General features: G+C 65.4%; 5 protein-coding genes and 1 pseudogene. All 6 read left to right on the top strand.

Annotation, left to right across the window (positions count from 1 at the left end; genetic code table 11):
- Positions 1 to 899, top strand: a pseudogene (locus Dsi01nite_RS56330) (RHS repeat-associated core domain-containing protein); the annotation flags it as partial.
- Positions 900 to 1,048: 149 nt separating this feature from the next.
- On the top strand, positions 1,049 to 1,447 hold the full coding sequence (locus Dsi01nite_RS56325; protein WP_203854780.1) for a hypothetical protein: 399 nt from the start codon (positions 1,049 to 1,051) through the stop codon (positions 1,445 to 1,447).
- Between the two features lie 1,578 nt (positions 1,448 to 3,025).
- Positions 3,026 to 3,646 carry a DNA-3-methyladenine glycosylase gene (locus Dsi01nite_RS56320; RefSeq protein WP_203854782.1) on the top strand — a complete coding sequence of 207 codons (621 nt, stop codon included), beginning with the start codon at positions 3,026 to 3,028 and terminating at the stop codon, positions 3,644 to 3,646.
- Positions 3,647 to 3,761: 115 nt separating this feature from the next.
- Complete coding sequence (locus Dsi01nite_RS56315; protein WP_239137281.1) at positions 3,762 to 4,253, top strand: winged helix-turn-helix domain-containing protein; 492 nt, start codon at positions 3,762 to 3,764, stop codon at positions 4,251 to 4,253.
- A 181-nt stretch (positions 4,254 to 4,434) separates the two neighbouring features.
- On the top strand, positions 4,435 to 4,686 hold the full coding sequence (locus tag Dsi01nite_RS58165; RefSeq protein WP_239137279.1) for a transposase: 252 nt from the start codon (positions 4,435 to 4,437) through the stop codon (positions 4,684 to 4,686).
- A 650-nt stretch (positions 4,687 to 5,336) separates the two neighbouring features.
- Positions 5,337 to 5,554, top strand: a 218-nt coding sequence (locus tag Dsi01nite_RS56305; protein ID WP_203854779.1) for a hypothetical protein, incomplete at its 3' end; no start/stop codon positions are given.

Raw genomic sequence — 5,554 nt, 5'->3', positions numbered from 1 at the left:
CGAACGCGGACACGAACCGGTTGTGGTCGAGTTCGGCGACGGTGTGGCCGGCTGGCGGGTCGGGTGCGGTGGATGTGGTGGGGTCATCCTTGGGTGCGGCGCGGTCGATGGCGGGTGCGGCTGGTGGTGCGGCGGGGGCGCCGGGTGGGTTGCCGGTGGTGGCGCGGGGTGCGGTGGTGTCGGTGGAGCCGCGGACGTATCGGGCGGAGCAGGCTCGGGCTGGTTCGGCGGCGCCGGGTGGGCCGGCGCGGTTGACGATGTCGGTGGCGGCGCGGCCGGTGGCGGAGCGGGCGCACGTGTCCGGGGTCGTGTTCTCGGCGGCGCGGGCGGATGGTGGCGGTTCGGCGGGTCGGGTGGCGCTGGATGTGTCGTACGCGGGGTTTGCCGATGTGTTCGGTGGCGGGTACGGGTCGCGGTTGCGCTTGGTGTCGATGCCGGGGTGTGTGCTGTCGACGCCTGAGGTGGCGGCGTGTCAGGTGCAGACGCCGGTGTCGGGGTCGGTGAACACGGTTAGCACGCGGGTGGTGTCGGCGGATGCGGTGACGGTTGCCGGCGATCCGGGAGCGGTGGGTTCGGCGCAGTCGGCGGGGGGCGCGCAGGAGCTGACGGTGTTCGCGTTGACGGCGGAGGTGTCGTCGGCGTCGGCGGGGAACTTCGCGGCGACGTCGTTGTCGGCGGCGTATGGCTGGTCGCAGGGCGGGTCGTCGGGGTCGTTCGGTTACGGCTATCCGATCACGGTGCCGGATGGGTTGGGTGGCCCGGAGCCGGACGTGTCGTTGGGGTATTCGTCGGGTTCGGTGGATGGTCGTACGTCGGGGGCGAATGGTCAGCCGTCGTGGTTGGGGGATGGCTGGGACTACTCGCCGGGGTATGTCGAGCGCCGTCCTGTTGTCGAGTGAGAGTCAGATCGAGTCCTCTGGTCTCGCATGAGCCCGTGTATGGGACGGGCCGACGATCGGTACCAGCAGCACCAACTGAGCCCAGGTTGGTCAGCGGCCACGTCAGGACATCAGTTGTCACAATAGCCCTTGTGAGCTATTGTGACGTCATGACGAACATGGGGGGCCGAGGTCCTTCGTACGACTTCTGGCTCCGTGTGCAACGAGAGTTGGACGCGCAAGCAATGACTGTCCGCGAACTCGTCGAGCGTTCGGGTGTTCAACACACTGTTATCGGAAGCCTGCAGTACGCCAGCATTCGCAACCGAAGCGCGCGGCGCCTCAACGTTCTTAAGGTTGCCGAAGCCCTCAGCATTCCCCAGGACGAGGCCCTTCAGCTTGCCGGCCTGACCACTCCTGCGCTCGATCATAGCGTCGACGTTCGGGCAGCGATCCGCTCCTCGTCCGCCTACGACGATGATCAGAAGACGGCTCTCTACCAGCTCTTGGACCTCTTCGACCGCGATCGGGACTTGCGAAGGGGCCAAAGTGAGTCCAAGGCCAGCTGATCGGCCATGAAGACGATCCGTACGGCGGCGATAATCGCGACCGCGTTCTCGATGCGAGCGCGACTCGCAACGGGTCAGCAAGTCCATTCGATCAACGCAACGGCCACAACGCCGAGTAGTGCCAGTGCGGGCGCTCCCGCTGCTTTGCTGGCCACGAGTGCAGCTCCCAAGCCACTGACGGCGATGATCCGATCCGAGCCTCCTGCCCAGCCACCGAGGACGTGGCAGCCACGCCGTCGTCCACGAGCACCGCAGTTCGAGAGCATGGAAAGCCAGTGGGGGCAGTCAAGGGTCCGACTCGGAGTGTTGTGGTGTCGCTGACCTGGATCTTTTTCGCTTCTGCCGTCGGATTCGGAAGCATCGCTGCCGCAATTGCGGTACCAGTCTGTCGGACCATCCGGCACAACAAGCGGGCGAAGGTGTTCGAGCGGACGTTCGACAAGCTCATCGCGACACTGGACGTTCCCGTCGCTGAGGCGCTGACCACCCTTCAGACGACCATACGTGTCCTTGAGCAGGGACCTGCCGAGTCCGAGGTTCCACCAAACCTTCGCGCTGTTGAGGCGCTTGTGCGTAGGACTCCTCGGACCCGCCGACGGAGGTCGCAGCAGGCGATACCAGCATCAGGTCCTGGTCAGCTGACCGGAGGTTGATCGAACCTGATCGACATCGTTTACGCCGCAGGTCGCGCGCGGTCGCCGACTCGCAGATCATCACGCTTCGTGGCGACGGCCGGCACGTTGCACCACTGAAGGCCCGGAGAAGGCGGTCAACGGCACCGTCACGGCCGCAGTACTCGCCCGACCTCGATGACAGCGCACCGGACGTTTCCAGACCTTCGCGGTGAAGGTACGACCAAGCCGGACGACACCGCCAACGGCTAATGCCGCGACTCGATCGCCTCCAGGCCTTCGGAGCCGCGCAGATGTTCACGAATCAACAGATTTGACTATAAGGTGAAGGGTCTTCGACCGCGTTTATCGCGGCGATGAGCAGTCGATCGACTGATTGGAGCGCCACATGACCTCTCCGACCCCCTCCGATCTCGACGAGCTTCTGGGACGAGTCAAGGCGCAAGTGGTCGCCCTTTCAGCAGCTCAGGAGCGGTGGCAGAAGCTCCGGCAGCAAGAATGGCCCGCGGAGCTAACCCAGATCGGCTCTCTGGTGCGGCAGCTACACAGCGCCACCGATGAACTACATGGGACCTTCGGTCGCTTCCAGTAGCCATCGGACCGGATGCGACCACGGTCAGACCGCGGCGAGTGGTCAGTTCCGCTGCAAGCTGATCTGGTGGACCATGCAATGAGCTGAGAGGGCGCTCTGTCACCTGCGAGGTGCCTGACGGCGAGGGAATCGGGGCTCGATGGGCATCGCGGCGTGCGGCTTCTTCCAGGGTTGCTGCGGGTCTTCGGGGTGCGCGAGGCTTCACCCAGGTTGTGTAGCTACAGGCGCGAAGTTCGTGGTCCTCGCGCAGGCAGCACTTCGGTGGGTTCGCTGACGGGTCGCGGCTGCAAGGATTTCCGGTCTCGTTGTTCGCGCGGGCTGGCCGAGAGAAGAATCTTGGCGTTTGCTGGTCTCGTGATCTATCCGTGGCAACGTGCGCCAGCAGCTGACGTCCCGGACACCGCGCGGTCCCTGTTGGGCTGGCGTGTCACTGCAAATGGCGTCACGATTCGCCTGACCGAGGTCGAGGCATACGCCGGCACCGGCGAAGATCCCGCGTCGCACGCCCACCGGGGTCCGACGCCGCGCACCGAGGTCATGTTCGGGCCGGCGGGGCGTGCATACCTCTACTTCGTGTTCGGGGTTCACTGGTGCTTAAACGTCGTGTGCGGACGCGAGGGCGAAGCCGCCGCTGTGCTCCTGCGCGCGGGGGAGGTCGTCGACGGTGTCGATCTTGCTGTCGGTCGGCGTGGCAATACCGCAATCCGGGATCTTGCCCGGGGTCCGGCTCGTTTGGTTGTCTCGCTCGGGGTCGGACGCGAAGCAAACGGCACGTCCATGATCGACGGCACCGGACCGCTGGTGCTTGCGCCCCCGCTTGAGTCGGTACTGGTGAATGGGATCGAGTCAGGGCCACGCGTTGGCGTAGCCAGCGCTCATGACGTGCCATGGCGCTTCTGGCTTACTGGTGATCCGACGGTAAGCGCCTACCGACGCCATGCGCCGCGCAAGCCGAAAGCGGCCAGACCTAAGTAATTGGCAGCTTGTGCGGTAGTCCGATTCACGGTGTTGCCCTGCTACAGATCTTGAAAGGTGGGGTTCGATCGGCGTCGTTGGGTGATGTTGGTCGATGCGTGGGTATGCCGGTGAGATGCGGTATCCGGATGGTGGCGGTCTGACCGCCAAGGCGCGGACCAAGCGGGAAGCCGCGCGCAGGGAGGCTGCCGTGCTGTTGGGGCAGGGACTGCCAGTCGCGGAGGTTGCGTCTCGGCTGCGGGTGTCCGCCGAGATCGTGTACCGGTGGCGGCGCGCGATCGGCGAGGGCGGCGTGGAAGCTCTTGCGTCGAAGGGTTCCAGCGGTGCGTCCTGCCGGCTCGACGACGATCAGCTCCGCCGCCTGGCGGATGAACTCGACCGGGGGCCGGTGGCGCACGGGTTCGGCCCGGACCAGCGGTGGACCCTTGCCCGGATCACTGAGCTCGTCGACCGGCTGTTCGGGGTCAGGTACACGCTGCGTGGGACGTCGTATCTGTTGCACCGTATGGGTTTCAGCCCGCAGGTCTCGGCCCGCAGGGCGGCTGAGCGCGATCCGGCGCAGATCGAGGACTGGCATACGCGGCGGTGGCCGTCGGTAAGAGGGTAGCGGCGGCGCAGCGGGCGTGGATCTGCTTCGAGGACGAGGCGGGTCAGACGCTGCGACCGCCGAAGGCCCGGACCTGGGCCCGGCGCAGGCAGACCCCGGTGGTGACCGTGACCGGGAAGGGTTCCGGCCGGGTCTCGATCGCCGGATTGCTCTGCCTCAAGCCGGCCACCGTGGCCGACTGATGTTCCGCACCCTCACCCACCGCGGCCGCAAAGGCGAGCAGTCCAGCTTCACCGAAGCCGACTACATCGCGCTGCTCGACGCCGCGCACCAGCGCCTGAACGCGTCGATCGTCCTCGTCTGGGACAACCTCAACACCCACGTCAGCACGGTCATGCGCAACTTCATCGCCGGCCGCGACTGGCTGACGGTCATCCGTCTCCCGGCATACGCCCCGACCTCAACCCGACCGAAGGCGTCTGGTCCAACCTGAAACGCGGCATCGCCAACCTCACCGCCCACGGCGTCGACCACCTCGCCCGGACCGTCAAGCACCAACTCCGCCAGATCCAGCACCAGCCCGACCTCGCCGCCGGATTCCTCGCTCAGACCGGCATGACCCTCGAACCCGAACTACCCCGAACCTGACCTTTCAAGGTCTGTAGCCGTGCGTGGATCTGGAGGATCCGTCAGGATCGGTTCCCCGGTGGCTACGCTTGGGGATGTTGTGATCCGCAACTGCAGGATGGCGCAGGCTCGATGCCAGGTGGCTTCTGTCCAGGACGGAGCCAGCCTTACCTGTTCGTCGGCCCATACCCTAATGGTCTGCTCGTTGTCTTCTTCTGCCCCGAAGCGCGAGGATTGCGTCTGGCGGATGTCTGACGAGTTCTGCCTGCGCTTTCGCGGGAACGCCACAGACTCACGCTCGCAAGCGTCGCCGGGCTGTGGAAGTTGGCCACAGTTAACCAATGTGCGCCGCTGAAGTTTGTTGTGATCGGCAAGTTCGGGGTGATGGACCTGCTATGCAATTCAACGCAGTTCGACGTGGAGTTCAGGTCTGGACCCGGTGGCACACTGCATTGCAAAAGTCTAGTTAGCCAAAGAGCTTCTTGGCTCAGATCTGGACCCTTACCGTGCGGTGTCATGGTTGAAACCTCGACATTCGGAAGCGATCGACGATGCCGCCACGTCTGGAAGGACGACGTCTTCCGCGCGAGAACCAAAGCGCTCGGTGCGCGGACTGATCGCGAGCGCCGTGCATTGGCGGGCATCTCGAAGGCTACGCTGCGCCGGTGGCGGTACTGCCTGGTGACGCCCTCACTTGACGTGCTGCAGCGGGTAGCTGGCCGCTTGGGCGTCGG

The organism is Dactylosporangium siamense, assembly GCF_016862795.1.
GTDB classification, from domain to species: Bacteria; Actinomycetota; Actinomycetes; order Mycobacteriales; family Micromonosporaceae; genus Dactylosporangium; species Dactylosporangium siamense.
The sequence above is the reverse complement of the archived record's forward strand: the minus strand, read 5'-3'. Positions and strand labels throughout refer to the sequence as shown.